Annotated in this window: 14 protein-coding genes and 1 pseudogene; 7 read left to right on the forward strand and 8 right to left on the reverse strand. The window is 69.2% G+C overall.

Annotated elements, in window-relative coordinates; translation table 11 throughout:
- Positions 1-38: 38 nt before the first annotated feature.
- Positions 39-455 (forward strand): GNAT family N-acetyltransferase, encoded by a 417-nt coding sequence (locus tag OG741_RS14715; RefSeq protein ID WP_405597854.1) that lies wholly within the window; start codon positions 39-41, stop codon positions 453-455.
- A 186-nt stretch (positions 456-641) separates the two neighbouring features.
- A complete protein-coding gene (locus OG741_RS14720) occupies positions 642-1,829 on the forward strand; it encodes a S8 family peptidase (RefSeq protein ID WP_405597856.1) in 1,188 nt (395 codons plus the stop codon).
- Here OG741_RS14720 and OG741_RS14725 read toward each other — a convergent pair.
- The 6 genes from OG741_RS14725 to iolC are packed head-to-tail and all read right to left on the reverse strand — an operon-like array spanning position 1,826 to position 8,738.
- Complete coding sequence (locus OG741_RS14725; RefSeq protein ID WP_405597858.1) at positions 1,826-2,437, reverse strand: DUF4291 domain-containing protein; 612 nt, start codon at positions 2,435-2,437, stop codon at positions 1,826-1,828. The two genes, OG741_RS14720 and OG741_RS14725, sit on opposite strands and share 4 nt — an antisense overlap.
- A 54-nt stretch (positions 2,438-2,491) precedes the next feature.
- Positions 2,492-3,991, reverse strand: coding sequence for a CoA-acylating methylmalonate-semialdehyde dehydrogenase (locus OG741_RS14730; protein ID WP_405597861.1), 1,500 nt, complete (start codon positions 3,989-3,991; stop codon positions 2,492-2,494).
- 26 nt (positions 3,992-4,017) lie between these two features.
- Positions 4,018-5,898: a 3D-(3,5/4)-trihydroxycyclohexane-1,2-dione acylhydrolase (decyclizing) gene (gene iolD, locus OG741_RS14735; protein ID WP_405597863.1), complete on the reverse strand. Its 1,881-nt coding sequence runs from the start codon at positions 5,896-5,898 to the stop codon at positions 4,018-4,020.
- The gene (gene iolB, locus OG741_RS14740; RefSeq protein WP_405597865.1) at positions 5,895-6,785 is read right to left on the reverse strand and encodes a 5-deoxy-glucuronate isomerase; all 891 of its coding nucleotides are present in this window, start codon (positions 6,783-6,785) and stop codon (positions 5,895-5,897) included. The genes iolD and iolB overlap by 4 nt, the downstream gene beginning before the upstream one ends.
- 16 nt (positions 6,786-6,801) lie before the next feature.
- Positions 6,802-7,686, reverse strand: a complete 885-nt coding sequence (locus OG741_RS14745; protein WP_405597867.1) for a deoxyribose-phosphate aldolase — start codon at positions 7,684-7,686, stop codon at positions 6,802-6,804.
- Positions 7,683-8,738 (reverse strand): 5-dehydro-2-deoxygluconokinase, encoded by a 1,056-nt coding sequence (gene iolC / locus OG741_RS14750; RefSeq protein WP_405597869.1) that lies wholly within the window; start codon positions 8,736-8,738, stop codon positions 7,683-7,685. The genes OG741_RS14745 and iolC overlap by 4 nt, the downstream gene beginning before the upstream one ends.
- Before the next feature lie 129 nt (positions 8,739-8,867).
- Here iolC and OG741_RS14755 point away from each other — a divergent pair, with 129 nt between their 5' ends.
- Both OG741_RS14755 and OG741_RS14760 read left to right on the forward strand, forming a co-directional pair.
- Positions 8,868-9,779 (forward strand): sugar phosphate isomerase/epimerase family protein, encoded by a 912-nt coding sequence (locus OG741_RS14755; protein ID WP_405597871.1) that lies wholly within the window; start codon positions 8,868-8,870, stop codon positions 9,777-9,779.
- 214 nt (positions 9,780-9,993) lie between these two features.
- Complete coding sequence (locus OG741_RS14760; protein WP_266476241.1) at positions 9,994-10,191, forward strand: AlpA family transcriptional regulator; 198 nt, start codon at positions 9,994-9,996, stop codon at positions 10,189-10,191.
- 94 nt (positions 10,192-10,285) lie between these two features.
- Here the strand turns inward: OG741_RS14760 and OG741_RS14765 are convergent, their stop codons facing one another.
- Entirely contained in the window at positions 10,286-12,580 is a 2,295-nt protein-coding gene (locus tag OG741_RS14765) for an MMPL family transporter (RefSeq protein WP_405597873.1), read from the reverse strand.
- Positions 12,581-12,923: 343 nt separating this feature from the next.
- On the opposite strand from OG741_RS14765, the gene OG741_RS14770 reads away from it, so the two are divergent.
- The 3 genes and pseudogenes from OG741_RS14770 to OG741_RS14780 all read left to right on the forward strand — a co-directional run.
- A complete protein-coding gene (locus tag OG741_RS14770) occupies positions 12,924-13,625 on the forward strand; it encodes a TetR family transcriptional regulator (protein WP_405605562.1) in 702 nt (233 codons plus the stop codon).
- Between the two features lie 109 nt (positions 13,626-13,734).
- On the forward strand, positions 13,735-14,046 hold the full coding sequence (locus OG741_RS14775; RefSeq protein ID WP_405597875.1) for a heavy-metal-associated domain-containing protein: 312 nt from the start codon (positions 13,735-13,737) through the stop codon (positions 14,044-14,046).
- A gap of 18 nt (positions 14,047-14,064) precedes the next feature.
- A pseudogene (locus OG741_RS14780) lies at positions 14,065-14,421 on the forward strand (heavy metal translocating P-type ATPase); the annotation flags it as partial.
- Between the two features lie 427 nt (positions 14,422-14,848).
- Here OG741_RS14780 and OG741_RS14785 read toward each other — a convergent pair.
- Positions 14,849-16,138: a citrate synthase gene (locus tag OG741_RS14785; protein WP_324978645.1), complete on the reverse strand. Its 1,290-nt coding sequence runs from the start codon at positions 16,136-16,138 to the stop codon at positions 14,849-14,851.
- Positions 16,139-16,349: the final 211 nt, after the last annotated feature.

Here is a 16,349-nt window from a genome sequence, read left to right on the forward strand (position 1 = left end):
CCAGACGCGGTATGCACCGCCGCCCCGAAGGGAGCCGTATGGACATCCGGCGCGCGACCACGGTGGCCGAGCTCGTCGCGGCCGAGCATCTCTATGACGGGCCGGCGCGGGCGGAGTGGGCGGAGCGTTTCCTGGCGGCGCCAGGGCATCTGATGCTGATCGCCTATGTCGACGGGGCTCCGGCCGGAATGGTCTCGGGCATCGAGATGCTCCACCCCGACAAGGGGACCGAGATGTGTCTGTACGAGCTGTCAGTGGACGAGCCGTATCGCAGGCGCGGCATCGGACGGGCCCTGGTCGAGGCGCTGCGTCAGGTGGCGCGCGAGCGCGGCTGCTACGACCTCTGGGTCGGCGTGGACACGGACAATGACGCGGCGCTGGCGACATACCGCTCGGCGGGCGCGAAAGACGACGGGGTGTTCGCGATGCTCACCTGGGAATTCCCGTCCCGGTAGTGAACGCCGGTGGCCCGAGCGGCGATTTGTGACCCTATGGGTGTTCACAATGTGTGGATCCGTCATGCGTCAAGTGGCGAAGCTGTCTTGTGTCGCAGGTCACGTCACGAGACCCTGGTCAGCGCATATGCAGCTCCTGGCACCATGCACGCCCGTACTTGTCCGTCATCGGTCAACGAAAGGTAGGTGCACGAGATGAGAGCCACTGCCCGACGCTTCGGGGCGCTGATACCCGTATTCGCCCTTGCCGCCGGTCTCCAGTTCGCCGCCTCCCCCACCGCGCAGAGCGCGCCCCTCGGCGATCTTCGTCTCGCTCCCACTGCAACTGCCATACAGAACAGCTGGATTGTCGCCCTGAAGGACGGCTCGACCCGCGCCGCCGATCTGGGCGTCACACCGAAACTCACCTACCGCAGCGTCCTCCAGGGCTTCTCCGCGACCATGTCCGGCGACAAGGCGGCAAAGCTCGCCGCCGATCCGCGCGTGGCGTACGTCGAGCAGAACGCCACGGTCCGCCTCAACGACACCCAGGCCAACCCGACCTGGGGCATCGACCGTATCGACCAGCGCGGCTTGCCGCTGTCGAAGTCGTACACCTACAAGACCACCGCGTCGAACGTGAACGCGTACATCATCGACACCGGGATCCGCACCTCCCACACCGAGTTCGGCGGCCGCGCGAGCGTCGGCACGGACACCGTGGGCGGCGGCCAGAACGGCCAGGACTGCAACGGCCACGGCACGCATGTGGCAGGCACGGTCGGCGGCAAGACGTACGGCGTGGCCAAGGCCGTCAAGCTCGTCGCCGTACGCGTCCTGGACTGCCAGGGCTCCGGGACGACGGCCGGGGTCATCGCGGGCATCGACTGGGTGACCGCCAACGCGAAGAAGCCGGCCGTGGCCAACATGAGCCTGGGCGGCGGGGTGAACACCTCGCTGGACAACGCGGTGAAGAAGTCCATCGCCTCGGGCGTCAATTATGCGATCGCGGCGGGCAACGGCAATTTCCTGGGCCTTCCCGCGAACGCGTGCAACTACTCGCCTGCCCGAGTCCCCGAGGCGATCACGGTCGGCGCGACGGACAACACGGACCGGAGGGCGTCGTTCTCCAACTACGGGACGTGCCTTGACCTGTTCGCACCGGGCGTGAACATCACGTCGTCGTGGAAGGACAGCAACACGGCCACGAACACGATCTCGGGCACGTCGATGGCGACGCCGCACACGGCGGGCGTCGCGGCGCTGTATCTGGCGACGCACGCGACGGCGACCCCGGCGCAGGTCAGGGACGCGATCGTGAACGGCGCGACGACGGGCAAGGTCCAGGACCCACGGACCGGTTCCCCGAACAGGCTGCTGTACTCGCTGTTCTAGCCGAGCCGGCTCTTCTGACCGGTCAACTGCCCGAGGAGCTCCTGCCCGGCCGGGTACGGGCGCTCCTCGGGCATAAGCCTGCCCGCGGCGTCCAGTTCACCGTCTCGTACGAGGGCGTGGATCCGGTGCGCGAGCGGGGTCACATCCCTGATCGAGACAGTCCACTCGTCGGCGTACAGCCGTGAGGCATCGCCCGCCAGACCGAGCTGGAGCGAGCGGTACGGCAGCGCATTCAGACGCAGATCGCGCTCGGGGTCCCACTGGACCCGGGCGGGCGCACGCTTCAACTCCCGCTTCCAGGCTGCCTGGTCGGGGTGCACATCTTTGTCGTAGTGCGAGAGACAGGCGTTGCGCAGCGCCCACTCGAAGCCGTCGCGGCTGATCTCGACGGCGAGGACCGTCTCCTGCCCCTCCTTGGCGCCCCAGCCGCAGCGGTACATCATCCAGAGGAACGAGGGCTTGATCCAGGTCATCCGGTCCCGCTTCCAGGCTGCGGGAAAGCGTCCGTCGCGGGCGGCCGGGAGGCCGATGGTCGGAGGGTACGCCTGGTAGACGGTGACCGTGGATTCGGTGTGGAGCGCTCGGATACGGCGCTGCGGTTCTTGCATGGACCCAGGGTGGTCCGGCCGCGGCGGCCGGACCACCGAATTATGGGACGGCCGTCAGTGGTTACGGGGGAAGCCCAGGTCCACGCCGATGTGGCCCTCCGACGGGTCCGGCCAGCGGGTGGTGACGACCTTGCCGCGGGTGTAGAAGTGCACGCCGTCGTTGCCGTAGATGTGGTGGTCGCCGAAGAGCGAGTCCTTCCAGCCACCGAAGGAGTGGTAGCCCACCGGGACCGGGATCGGCACGTTCACGCCGACCATGCCCGCCTCGACCTCCAGCTGGAAGCGGCGTGCGGCGCCGCCGTCGCGGGTGAAGATGGCCGTGCCGTTGCCGTACGGGGAGGCGTTGATGAGGGCCAGGCCCTCCTCGTAGGTGTCCGCGCGCAGCACGCACAGCACCGGGCCGAAGATCTCGTCGCGGTACGCGTCGGAGTCCGTGGAGACCTTGTCGAGCAGCGACAGGCCGATCCAGTGGCCGTCCTCGAAGCCGTCGACCGTGTAGCCGGTGCCGTCGAGTACGACCTCCGCGCCCTGGGCCGCCGCGCCCGTGACATAGGTGGCGACCTTGTCGCGGTGGGCTTTGGTGATCAGGGGGCCCATCTCGGACACGGGGTCGTTGCCGGGGCCGATCTTGATCTTCTCGGCGCGCTCGCGGATCTTGTCCACCAGCTCGTCGGCGATGGAGCTGATCGCCACGACCGCGGAGATCGCCATGCAGCGCTCGCCCGCGGAACCGTACGCCGCCGAGACCGCCGCGTCCGCGGCCGTGTCCAGGTCCGCGTCGGGCAGGACCAGCATGTGGTTCTTCGCGCCGCCGAGCGCCTGGACGCGCTTGCCGTTGGCGGATGCGGTGGCGTGGATGTAGCGGGCGATCGGGGTGGAGCCGACGAAGGAGACCGCGGCGACGTCCGGGTGCGTGAGCAGCGCGTCGACCGCGACCTTGTCGCCGTGGACGACATTGAGCACGCCGTCGGGCAGGCCCGCCTCGGCGGCCAGCTCCGCGAGGAAGTTCGCGGGCGAGGGGTCCTTCTCGCTGGGCTTCAGTACGAAGGTGTTTCCGCAGGCGATCGCCAGCGGGAACATCCACATCGGGACCATCGCCGGGAAGTTGAACGGCGTGATGCCGGCGACGACACCGAGCGACTGGCGGATCGCGGAGACGTCGACCCGGTTGGAGACCTGGGTGGACAGTTCGCCCTTGAGCTGGGTGGTGATGCCGCAGGCGAGTTCCACGATCTCCAGACCGCGGGCGACCTCGCCGAGCGCGTCGGAGTGGACCTTGCCGTGCTCGGCGGTGATCAGCGCGGCGATGTCGTCGCGGTGCGCGTCGAGCAGGGCGCGGTAGCGGAAGAGGATGGAGGTGCGCTGGGCGAGCGATGACGTGCCCCAGGTGGCGTACGCCTCCTTCGCCGCGCTGACGGCGGCGTCGACCTCCTCCGCCGAGGCGAGGGCGACCTGGGTGGTGACGGCGCCGGTCGCCGGGTCGGTGACCGGGCCCCAGTTGCCTGACGCGCCCTCGACGGTCTTGCCACCGATCCAGTGGTTGACGGTCTTCATTTCGTGCTCCTTCGCAGATGGCGGCGTCACAGATGGCGGCGTCGGGCTGAGACTTGCCGGTCGTACTCCTCCCGGGCCTTGACCGCCGACGGGCGGGTCGCGGTCTCGGCCACCGGAACATCCCACCACGCCTGCGCCGGTGGCGCGCCCGACACAGTGTCTGCCGTTTCGGTCTCGACGTAGACACCTGTGGGGACGTCCGCCTCACGCGCCTCGGCGAGCGCTTCGCGCAGGTCACGCACTGTCTTGGCGCGGATCACGCGCAGCCCGAGGGAGGCGGCGTTGGCGGCCAGATCGACGGGGAGCGGGGCGCCGGTGTACGTACCGTCGGCGGAGCGGTGGCGATAGGCGGTGCCGAAACGCTCGCCGCCGACCGACTCGGACAGGCCGCCGATCGAGGCGTATCCGTGGTTCTGCAGGATGATCACCTTGATCGGGACGTTCTCCTGTACGGCGGTGACGATCTCGGTGGGGTTCATCAGATATGTACCGTCGCCGACGAGCGCCCACACCGGTCGTCCCGGCGCGGCCATGCCGACACCGATGGCCGCCGGGATCTCGTATCCCATGCAGGAGTAGCCGTACTCGACGTGGTACTGGTCGGCGGAACGGGCGCGCCACAGCTTGTGCAGGTCGCCCGGGAGCGAGCCCGCCGCGTTGATCAGGATGTCGTCGCCGGTGACCAGCGCGTCGAGTGCGCCGAGCACCTGGGGCTGGGTGGGGCGGGTGTCCGGGTCCTCGGCCTCGTAGGCGGCATCGACGCGGTGCTCCCAGCGCTCCTTGTCGTCGCCGTACTCCGTCGCGTAGGCGGGCTCGACGCGGAAGCGGGTGCCGAGCGCCGCGGCCAGTTCGTCCAGGGCGGTGCGGGCGTCCGAGATCAGGGAGAGTCCGGCCATCTTGTGGGCGTCGAAGGCGGTGATGTTGATGTTGAGGAAGCGGACGGCGGGGTTCTGGAAGAGGGTCGCGGAGGCGGTGGTGAAGTCGGACCAGCGGGTGCCGATGCCGATCACGAGGTCAGCGGTACGGGCGAGCTCGTCGGCCGTGGCGGTGCCGGTGTGGCCGATTCCGCCGACGTCACAGGGGTGGTCGTGGGGCAGCGACCCCTTGCCTGCCTGGGTGGAGGCGACCGGGATGCCGGTGGCGCCGGCGAAGGACCGCAGCGCTTCCTCGGCCTCGCTGTGGTGGACGCCGCCGCCCGCGACGATCAGAGGGCGGCGGGCGGATGCCACCGCGCGGCGGGCCGCTTCGAGGGCGTCCAGATCGGGCCTGGGGCGGCTCACCTTCCAGACGCGCTCGGCGAAGAAGTCCTCCGGCCAGTCGTACGCCTCGGCCTGCACGTCCTGCGGCAGTGCCAGCGTCACGGCTCCCGTGTCGGCCGGGTCGGCGAGGACGCGCATCGCCTGCAGGGCAGCCGGAATGAGCATCTCGGGACGGGTGACCCGGTCGAAGTAGCGCGAGACCGGTCGCAGGGTGTCATTGACCGACACATCGCCCGCGTAGGGGAGTTCGAGCTGCTGGAGGACCGGGTCGGCGGGGCGGGTCGCGAACATGTCTCCGGGCAGCAGCAGGACGGGCAGCCGGTTGATGGTGGCGAGCGCCGCGCCGGTGACGAGGTTGGTGGCGCCGGGGCCGATGGAGGTGGTCACGGCGTGGGCGGAGAGGCGCCGTGACTGGCGGGCGTAGCCGACGGCGGCGTGCACCATCGCCTGTTCGTTGCGGCCCTGGATGTACGGCATGTCTGTTCCAAACTCCAGGAGCGCCTGGCCGAGTCCGGCCACATTGCCGTGGCCGAAGATGCCCCAGGTGGCGTTGATCAGGCGGTGGCGACGGCCGTCGCGCTCGCTGTACTGGCGGGCGAGGAAGGCGACGAGGGCCTGGGCGACGGTGAGTCGGCGCGTACTGCTCATCGGGCACCCTCTTCGGTTCCGGCTTCGTACAGGGGAAGGCGGGGGTCGACGGGCTGCGCCGGCCAGGTGTCACGGATCCAGCCGTGGTCCGGGTGGTCGCAGATCAGCCACTCCCGGGTGGTGCCCGGGCCCGCCATGACATTGAGGTAGTACATGTCGCGGCCGGGCGCGGCGATGGACGGGCCGTGCCAGCCGTCGGGGATGAGAACCGCGTCGCCGGTGCGGACCTCGGCCAGCACGTCCGTACCGCCGGGCCTCGACGGGGAGACGCGGTGGTAGCCGATGCCGTCGTGGTCGATCTCGAAGTAGTAGATCTCCTCGAGCTCGGACTCCGCGCCGGGGCGGTGCTCGTCGTGCTTGTGCGGCGGGTACGAGGACCAGTTCCCGCCGGGTGTGAGCACTTCGACCGCGATCAGCTTGTCGCAGTCGAAGGTGTCGGCCGCGGCGAAGTTGTTGACCTGGCGCGAGCAGCTGCCCGCGCCGCGCAGCTCGACCGGAACCTCCGGCGCGGGGCCGTAGCGAGCGGGGAGTCGTCGCTCGCACTTCGCTCCTGCCAGGGCGAAGCGGCCTCCCGCACCGGAGGCGATCTGTGCATGGGCATCTCGCGGGACATAGGCGAAGTCACTCACTCCGCCGAACACGCTTTCTCTGCCCTGCAGTTCAAAGATCTCGCCTTGTGTCTGCACCGTGCAACCGCCGCTGAGCGGCAGCACGATCCACTCACTGTCCCCGGCAACGAGGGAGTGTGAACCGCCCGGCTTCAGCTCCAGTACGCGCAGGCTGGAGTATCCCCAGCCGGCCTGTTCCGGATCGATCCGGAGGGCATAGGGCCCGTCGGCCGTACTGCCCGCCCGCAGGTACTGCTTCTGGACGTCGTGGTCGCTCATGACTTCTCCGTACCCCCTACAGCAGTCCTACGGCCGTATCGACCGCACCGGCGACGTCTCCGTCGACCGGATAGAGCAGCGAGCGTCCCACCACGAGTCCTTGGACGGTGGGCAGTTGCAGCGCACCACGCCATTTCTCGTACGCGCCGTGCTGGTCGTCGCCGATCTCTCCCCCGAGAAGGACCGCGGGCAGGGTGGAGGTCTCCATCACCGACGCCATGTCGTCGGGGTCGTCGGTGACAGGGACCTTCAGCCAGGTGTACGCGGAAGTGCCTGCAAGCCCGGACGCGATCGCTATCGACCGGGTGACTGCTTCGGCGCTGAGATCGTTGCGGAGCTGTCCGTCGATCCGGTGACAGATGAACGGCTCGACGAAGACGGGAAGCTGACGCTCCGCCATCTCGTCGACGACCCGGGCGGTGGCGTACAGAGTGTCGAGCGAACCCGGGTCCTCGTAGTCGATACGGAGCAGCAGCTTGCCCGCGTCGAATCCGAGGCGGTCCAGGTCCTGGGGGCGGTGCCCGGTGAACCGGTCGTCGAGCTCGAAGGTGGCGCCGGCCAGGCCGCCGCGGTTCATCGAGCCCATGACGACCTTGTCGTCGAGTGCGCCGAGGAGGAGCAGGTCGTCGAGTATGTCGGCGGTGGCGAGGACACCGTCAACGCCGGGGCGGGAGAGCGCCAGACAGAGCCGTTCGAGCAGGTCGAGGCGGTTGGCCATGGCGAGTGGACGCTCACCGACGGCGAGGGCTCCGCGGGCGGGATGGTCGGCGGCGATGATCATCAGGCGTCCGCTCTCGCCGATGAGCCGGGGCCGCCTGCGCCGCCGGGATGCGGCTTCGGCGACGGCCTCGGGGTGGCGGGTGCGGATCCCGACGAGCTCGGCGATGTCGACGGGGCTCACGACAGGGCTCCGGGCGGGACCGGCCCGGGCACGGGCGCCTCGCCGGGCGGTGGGACCGGCCCGGGCACGGGCCGCGACGGCGGTGGGGTCGGGGACGGCGGGACCGGGTCACCGGAGAGGACCCGGTCGACCTCGGCGGCGTAGGGCATCGCGGTGGAGCAGGCGAGGCGCGCGGCGACAATCGCTCCTGCGGCATTGGCGTACCGCATGATGCGCTCCAACTCCCAGCCGGACAGCAGCCCGTGGCACAGGGCCCCGCCGAACGCGTCTCCCGCGCCGAGCCCGTTGACCACCTCGACCGGGACCGGCGGAACCTCGGCCTGCGTGCCGTCCCGGTGGACGGCGAGGACCCCCTTGGGCCCCTGCTTGACCACGGCGAGTTCGACCCCTGCGGCCATCAGCGCGCGGGCCGCGGCATACGGTTCGCTCTCGCCGGTGGCGATCTCGCACTCCTCCAGATTGCCGACGGCGACGGTGGCGTGCGCGAGCGCCTCGGCGTAGTACGGCCGCGCCTCGTCCGGGTGCTTCCAGAACATCGGCCGCCAGTCGAGGTCGAAGACGGTGGTCCCGGACCGGTCCCGGTGGGCGAGCGCGGCCAGCGTCGCCGTACGGCTCGGCTCCGCGCACAGACCGGTCCCGGTCATCCAGAACACGCGCGCCTCGCGAATGGCCGCCAGGTCCAGCTCGTGCTCGTGGATCTCGAGGTCGGGGGCCTTGGGCTGCCGGTAGAAGTAGAGGGGAAAGTCGTCCGGCGGGAAGATCTCGCAGAAGGTGACCGGGGTCGGGTATTCGGCCACCGGCGTCACCCAGCGGTCGTCGACGCCGAACTCCCCCAGCGCCTGGTGGAGATAGTCCCCGAAGGCGTCCTGACCGGTGCGGGTGATCACCGCCGTCCGCCGGCCGAGCCTGGCCGCCCCGACCGCGACATTCGTGGCCGAGCCGCCGAGGAACTTTCCGAACGTGTCGACCTGCGCCAAAGGGACCCCGGTCCGCAGCGGATAGAGGTCCACCCCGATACGTCCCATCGTGATCACGTCGTACGGCTGAGGCATGCGCGTCCCTTCGGTTCGACGCCGGCTGCACCCAGGTCTAGTGCTCCATCCTGAGCCCTGTCAACATTTTGTCCTTACATTCGGACGAAGTCTTGACACCCTTCTCCGGCGGCCGGAAAGCTGGCCGGCATGACCTCATCCGTCCCCTCCCTGAACCGCATCCGGGTCGGCTCGGCCCCCGACTCCTGGGGGGTGTGGTTCCCCGACGACCCCCAGCAGGTCCCCTGGCAGCGCTTCCTCGACGAGGTCGCCCAGGCCGGCTACGAATGGATCGAGCTCGGCCCGTACGGCTATCTCCCGAGCGACCCCGCCCGCCTCGGCGAGGAGACCGCCCGGCGCGGCCTGAAAGTCTCGGCCGGAACTGTCTTCACCGGCCTGCACCACGGGCCCGCCGTCTGGGACAGGACCTGGGCACATGTCGCGGACATCGCGGCCCTGACACAGGCGATGGGCGCGGAGCATCTGGTCGTCATCCCCTCCTTCTGGCGCGACGACAAGACCGGCCAGGTGCTGGAGGACAAGACCCTCACCCCCGCACAATGGCGCGATCTGACCACTCAGACAGAGCGGTTGGGCCGCGAGGTGCGCGAGCGCTACGGGCTGAAGATCGTCGTCCATCCGCACGCGGACACGCATATCGACAGCGAGGAGAACGTCAACCGTTTCCTCGACGCCACCGACCCCTCGCTCGTCTCGCTCTGCCTGGACACCGGGCATTACGCCTACTGCGGCGGCGACAGCGTCAAGCTGATCGAGACCTATGGCGAGCGGATCGGTTACCTCCATCTCAAGCAGGTGGATCCGGAGATCCTCGCCGAAGTGGTCGCGGACGAGGTGCCGTTCGGGCCGGCCGTCGGCCGCGGTGTGATGTGTGAGCCGCCGGCCGGGGTGCCCGCGCTGGAGCCCGTACTTGCCGCGGCCCAGGCGCTTGACGTCGAACTCTTCGCCATCGTCGAGCAGGACATGTATCCCTGCCCGCCCGACAAACCCTTCCCGATTGCCCGGCGGACACGCCGTTTCCTGCGCTCGTGCGGTGCCTGACGCCCAGGCACCACTTCTGTCACGGTTGTCGCCAGCTCATCACGCATGTCTCCATTACGCGGGTCTTCCGTCACAGCCGATCAACAGGCCCACCCCTCCCGTCACCCGCAGTCGTTCAACGGGCACAGGCTCAGTGATCGCCAGCGTCCGCGCCGCAGCTCCCCCGACAGCCCCCCGGCTGCCGCTGCCGCGCACGCAGGGAGGTGCCACACATATGACGGACAGAAGACTCTGGTCGTACAAGGAGATCGCCGCGCATATCAAGGTGCAGCCGGACACGGTCCGTTCGTACCGCAAGCACGGCCTTCTCCCGCCGCCCGACCATGTGGAGACCGGCAAGCCCTACTGGTACGCGGACACGATCCGTGCGTGGGTCGCCAATCGCCCCGGGAACAGGGGTCGTCGGGAGTGAGGACCGGCGGGCCCCGCCGAAACGGGCCCGCTGACAGGACCTGCACCACCGGAGCCCCGCCCCCCTGATGCGGGGCTCCGGCGTGCTCGCGGCCTCAGGCCTCGACCTTGTCCCGCACCGCGTCGGGGTCCGTCTCCGGTCCCGGGTCCGCCTTCGGCTCCGTGGCCGGGTCCGTCTTCGGCTGCGGCACGGGCCGGGATATCTCGCCCTCACTCAGTCCGAACCGCTGGTGGAAGCGGCGCAGCGGCCCGGGCGCCCACCAGGTCGAGGCGCCCATCAGTTTCATCACCGACGGGACCAGCAGACTGCGCACCACCATGGCGTCCATCAGCACGGCCAGCGCGATGCCGAGACCGAGCATCTTGGTGTTGGTCACCCGTGAGGTGCCGATGCCCACCATCACGACCGCCAAGATCACGGCCGCCGCGGTGATCAGTCCGCCGGTGCGCTGAAGGCCGAACCTCACAGCGTGCTCATGGTCGCCCGTGTGGTCGTACTCCTCCTTGATACGGGAGAGCAGGAAGACGCCGTAGTCCATGGAGAGCCCGAAGGCGATGCAGAACATCAGCACGGGCAGCGTCGTCTCGATGTCCCCGGTGGAGGTGAACGAGAGCACTCCGGAGAGGTTGCCGTCCTGGAAGACCCAGACGACCGCACCGAACATCGCTGTCAGGCTGAGGGCGTTGAGCACGACCGCCTGGATCGGGATCAGCACACTGCCGGTGAGCAGGAAGACCAGGAGCAGGGTGACCACGGCGATGATCCCCAGCGCCAGCGGCAGCCGGTCCGCTATGGCCGCCTTGGAGTCCTCCAGCACCGCCGCCCTGCCCGTCACCGAGGTCTCGAACGGGGCCGGGACATCACGCAGTTCGTGCACGAGCCGCTGGGCCTCCCGGCCGACCGCCTCACCCTTGGGCTGGACCGTGAAGTAGGCCGAACCGTTCGCGGCGACAGGTCCGTCGACCCGCAGCACACCCGGCAGGGCGGCGATTCGAGCGCGGTAGTCGGCGTACTCGGCGGGTGTCGTGCCGGACTTTGTGTCCTCGGCGTCCTCGGCGAAGACTTCGAGGCCACCGGCGGGGCTGCCGGGGAAGCCGTCCCGTATCTGCTGCTGGACCACATGCGATTCGGCGGTCGAGGGCAGTTGGCGGTCGTCGGGCGTACCGAACTTCACGCCCAGGAAGGGCAGTCCGAGCAGCACCAGTCCCGCAACGGTGGCGAAGGCGAAGAGCGGGGCGCGGCGCATCACCAGGCCCGCGAAGCGCCCCCATCCCGCACCGGTCTCAGCGGAATCCCGGTCCGCACCCGCAGCCCCCTTGCCGCGCCCCCGCCGCAACAGGCGGCGCAGATCAAGCGCGTTGACCCGATGCCCCAGGAGCATCAGCGCGGCCGGCAGCAGGATCAGCGCGGCGCCCGCCGCCAGCAGCACGACCGCTATCCCGGCATAGGCGAAGGACCGCAGGAAGTACTGCGGGAAGACCAGCATCGCGGCCAGCGAAACCGCCACGGTCAGCGCGGAGAACAGAACCGTGCGCCCCGCCGTGCGCAGCGTGATGCCCACCGCCTCCCGCACCTCTGCCCCCGCGGCCAGCTCCTCGCGGAATCTGCGCACGATGAACAGGGCATAGTCGATGGCGAGTCCGAGACCGAGGGCCGTGGTCAGGTTCTGTGCGAAGACCGAGACATCGGCGAACTCGGTGATGCCGCGCAGTACGGCATTGGTCCCCAGGATGGCGACGATGCCGACTCCCAGCGGGAGCAGCGCGGCGATCGCGCTGCCGAACACCATCACCAGCAGCACCAGCGTCACCGGCAGGGCGATCATCTCGGCCCGCAGCAGGTCGTCCTGGATGATCGTCGTCATCTCGTGCTGGACGGCGACAGGGCCGCCGATCGAGACGTCCACCGGGCCGTGTGCCCCGCGGAAGTCGGGCGCTATCCGCTGCAGCACCTCGGCCGCGGCCTTCTCGTCGCCCTGGATGCGGGCTGCGATCAGGGCTTGCCGACCGTCCTGGGCACGCAGCGCGGGCGAGCCCGTCTGCCAGTACGAACCGACGCCCGTGACGTCCTTCTCGGCGGCCAGCCGCTCCGCCAGCCGCCGTCCCTCGGCGGCGACCACTGGGTCGTCCACGCTTGCCCGCCCACTGTCCACGAGCAGCAGCACGTTCGGCTGGGAGGCGGGGAACTCTCGCTCCAGCGCCTTGGTGGCATACGTCGACTCGGCGGACGGGTCCGCCCAGCCACCGCTGCCCATGCGCTCGGCGACTGAACTGCCGGCGAATACGGCGAGCGCGGTGAGGACGAGGGCGGCGAGCAGCGAGAGCCGGGGGCGCGCGGTGACGAAGCGGGTCCATCCCCCGAGGGGAGGCGCGCTGTTGACTTCGGACATGGTGCGGTGTCCCCTTCACCGTGGCCCATGCGCTGGCTTCCTGGCAGGCAGCATGGGTCGACCATTGCCATAGACTGGCAAACACGAGCTATCGCTCGCATTAATCAAGAATGCGAGCGACCACTCGCGTTTGTCAACCGCTTGAGGAAGCTGGGGATTTCACGTGCCGGAGCCCACGACGCCGGAGCCCGCCGCGACCGCCGAGCCCGCCACCACCCGGCGCACCCGCGCCGCGACCTCCGAGCCCGAGCCGACCAAGCACGCGCCGACGAAGCACGCCAAGGCCGAGCCGCCCGCAACCCGGCCCGCCCGTCGCGCCCCGGCCGAGCCCGCCACCGCCGCGATCGGCGAGCACCCGCCCACCGCCAAGCACCCGCCCACCGCCAAGCCGCGCCGCCGGCAGGCCCGCGGTGAGCGCCGTATCGCCCAGCTCCTCGACGCCGCGGCCAGCGTCTTCTGCACCAGCGGCTACACCGCGGCCAGCACCAACGCCATCGCCCGCGAGGCGGGCGTCTCCCCCGGCACGCTCTACCAGTTCTTCCCGAACAAGGAGGCCATCGCCGTCGAGCTTGGCGGCCGGCTCCTTGAGCGGTGGCGCGAGTCCCACGGCGCGGCTCTGACCGCCGCCAATCTGGACCTGCCGCTCGACCAGTTGCTGGACGCGGTCCTCGACCCGCTCTTCGCCTTCAATCACGAGAACCCGGCCTTCGCCGTCCTGGTGCACGGCCCGGACGTACCGGGCCAGATCACCCAGGAGTTCGACGCTCTGCACGCCGTGCTGCTCACGCGGATCGAGGAGATCGTCGCGAGCTTCCTCCCCGACGCCCCACCCGCCGAGCTCTCCCTCATCGCGACCATGATCTTCGCCATTTTCAAGGCGGGCCTCGATCTGGTCCTAGCCCATGAGGGGGAGGAGCGGCAGGCCTACATCGACGAGATCAAGAAGGTCTTGTTCCGCTACCTGGCCCCCATCGTCGGGTTCTGCCCGGCCGGACAGGGGGCTGAGGAGCAGCGCGACGCGGAGCCGGGCGCACATTCGCACTAATACCCCCTAGGGGTATAGTCTGGCGAGTGTCGGGGAGCCTCGGTATTCCCGTGGACCTCCGGCGCCACCATGAACTCGTACGTGTTGCACGCTCGAAGAGGAGAACGCCATGACCGCCGAGACGAACACCGAGACCGCCCAGGCGACCGGCTCCTGCTGCTCGTCGACCGGCTCCTGTCACGACGGTGCGGCCGACGTGCAGATCGGTGGCGTCACCACCGTCTACCAGGTCACCGGCATGACCTGCGGCCACTGCGAAGGCGCCGTCACCGAAGAGATCTCCGAACTCCCGGGCGTCACCTCGGTAAAGGCGGTCGCCGCGACCGGCCAGGTGACGGTCGTCTCCGACGCCCCGCTGGAGGAGACCGCCGTACGCGGGGCTGTCGACGAGGCCGGGTACGAGCTCGTCGGCCAGGCCTGAGCACGACCCCCGACCGCCCGGCGCAAGGCCGAGAGCCGGGGCGTCGCGATGGTCGGGGACGGCGTCAACGACGCGGCCGCGCTCGCCACGGCCGACCTGGGGCCGGCGATGGGCAAGGGCACCGACGCGGCGATCGAGGCCGGTGACCTGACACTCGTACGTGGGGATCTGAGGGTTGCCGCCGACGCGATCCGTCTCGCACGCCGGACGCCGGCAACGACCAAAGAGAATCTTTACTGGGCCTTCGGCTACAACGTCGCCGCACTGCCCCTCGCGGCATCAGGCCTGCTCAACCCCATGATCGCCGGATTCGCCATGGCCCTTTCGTCCGTATTTGTGGTCACCAACAGCCTCCGCCTGCGCTCCTTCTCGTGACTACAAATAGGTCACAAGACCTTCACAAGGAGACCTAGATCACAGATATTGAGGGGTAACCATTAAGGCTCCTCGCGAGTCTAGATTGGCGATGCCGAGAACGTCTTGGGGGACGTTCATGGGATGTCTTGGGGGACGTCCCAGGCAAGCGTTGGCCGGGGCACGTGCCCGGGGAGCTTTGAGCGGCCCTCCCGTGCGTACGTACCCCGGCAGACCGCGTGAGGAGCTCCTGCAGCCAGCAGGCGCCCGGCCGGATCCCGTGGGGGGAATCCGCTCCGGGGATATGGGAAGCGCCCCGCCCGCCGACCCGTGGGGGGATCGGCAGCGGGGCGCTTTCCGCGTTCTGTGCGGCCGCGTTCAGCGGGGTACGGTCACCGGCTCCATCTACTGCCAGGACCGCCCGCCGCCGACCGCCGCGGACGCGGTGTCAGCGGGCCTCGACCGGGACGAAGTCGCGCAGGACCTCGCCGGTGTAGATCTGGCGCGGGCGGCCGATGCGGGAACCCGGCTCCTTGATCATCTCGTGCCACTGGGCGATCCAGCCCGGGAGCCGGCCGATGGCGAAGAGCACGGTGAACATCTCGGTCGGGAAGCCCATGGCCCGGTAGATGAGACCGGTGTAGAAGTCCACGTTCGGGTAGAGGTTGCGCGAGACGAAGTAGTCGTCGGAGAGCGCGTGCTCCTCCAGCTTGAGCGCGATGTCCAGCAGCTGGTCGGACTTGCCGAGCGCCGAGAGGACATCGTGCGCCGCGGCCTTGATGATCTTCGCGCGCGGGTCGAAGCTCTTGTAGACGCGGTGGCCGAAGCCCATCAGCCGGACGCCGTCCTCCTTGTTCTTCACCTTGCGGATGAAGGAGTCCACGTCGCCGCCGTTGGCCTGGATGCCCTCGAGCATCTCCAGCACCGACTGGTTGGCGCCACCGTGCAGCGGGCCCCACAGGGCGCTGATACCGGCGGAGATCGAGGCGAACATGTTCGCCTGCGAGGAGCCGACCAGACGCACGGTGGAGGTCGAACAGTTCTGCTCGTGGTCCGCGTGCAGGATCAGCAGCTTGTCGAGCGCCGAGACCACGACCGGGTCCAGGTCGTACTCCTGCGCGGGGACCGAGAAGGTCATCCGCAGGAAGTTCTCCACGTACCCGAGGTCGTTGCGCGGGTAGACGAAGGGGTGACCGATCGACTTCTTGTACGCGTACGCCGCGATCGTCGGCAGCTTGGCGAGCAGCCGGACCGTGGAGAGGTGACGCTGCTTCTCGTCGAACGGGTTGTGGCTGTCCTGGTAGAACGTCGACAGCGCGCTGACCACCGAGGACAGCATCGCCATCGGGTGTGCGTCGCGCGGGAACCCGCCGAAGAACCGCTTGACGTCCTCGTGCAGCAGCGTGTGCTGGGTGATCTCACCCTTGAAGGCCGCCAGCTCGTCGACCGTCGGAAGCTCGCCGTTGATCAGCAGGTACGCCACCTCGAGGAAGGTGGAGCGTTCGGCCAGCTGCTCGATCGGGTAGCCGCGGTAGCGCAGGATGCCCTGCTCGCCGTCGAGGTAGGTGATAGCGGATTTATAGGCGGCGGTATTGCCGTATCCACTGTCCAGGGTGACCAGACCGGTATTGGCTCGGAGCTTCCCGATGTCGAAGCCCTTGTCGCCGACGGTGCTCTCGACCACCGGGTAGGTGTATTCACCGTCCGCGTACCGCAGTACTACAGAGTTGTCGCTCACGTCATCCCTCACCGACGTAGTGCCTCTTCTTCGAGGTGCCCTGACTGTCTCTACCATCCCCCATTTGGCTCAGGAGAGTGCACTCGGGGTCGACCATTGGGCCTACTGGCGGCACTCAGTGCCGCCAACCTGCTCATCTTGCCCCGTTCGCCCAGGTTCCGGAAACCGGGGTGGTGTTTCCCACCCCTCGGGGCCGGGTGACTTCCCCCGG

This window comes from Streptomyces sp. NBC_01410 (genome assembly GCF_045040195.1).
GTDB lineage: Bacteria > Actinomycetota > Actinomycetes > Streptomycetales > Streptomycetaceae > Streptomyces.